This is a genomic window from Collinsella sp. CLA-ER-H9, from assembly GCF_040092295.1.
GTDB lineage: Bacteria > Actinomycetota > Coriobacteriia > Coriobacteriales > Coriobacteriaceae > Collinsella.
Window position 1 is genome coordinate 1 of record NZ_JBBNLV010000044.1, and the last position, 533, is coordinate 533.

Genomic DNA, 533 nt, shown 5'->3' on the forward strand with positions numbered 1-533 from the left:
GCGCCCGTGGTATCTTGCGGGACCGCATCGGGCCCGCGGGATATCCACGTGTCGCTAAATTAAATTAATCGATATCATGAATAGCGCTCGTATGTCGCAATTCGGGTATCTCATACCGCGGCACAGTCTGTTTCACTGTGCTCGCGATCAGATGCTCCTCACTCATTATTAAGTGAATTCTTCTTGTTTGGATCGGATGAATGATTGCTATCATTCTCTGTTTTAATCGCAGAAAAGAATCGAGTCTGGAAGAGAAACTCTTCCATCTCTCTCCTATCGCTATGCGGCTCTCAAGGTACGCGGGTGCGACCCCGGGGACCGGGTGCTGCGGGGACGTACCGGGAAGACATCTGCCGGACGGGCTCCTGCCCTCTATTCGAGTTAAAGTTTGTCTCTCTAAGAATTGATCTCCCTAGAAAGGAGGTGATCCAGCCGCACCTTCCGGTACGGCTACCTTGTTACGACTTCACCCCCCTCACCCTCCACACCTTCGGCGCCTCCCCCCTTGACGGTTGGGCCGGCGACTTCGGGTG

1 rRNA gene is annotated in these 533 nt (G+C 54.0%); it reads right to left on the reverse strand.

The features are described 5' to 3' along the window. Positions 1–416: 416 nt before the first annotated feature. Positions 417–533 (reverse strand): 16S ribosomal RNA (locus AAAX73_RS09735); the annotation flags it as partial.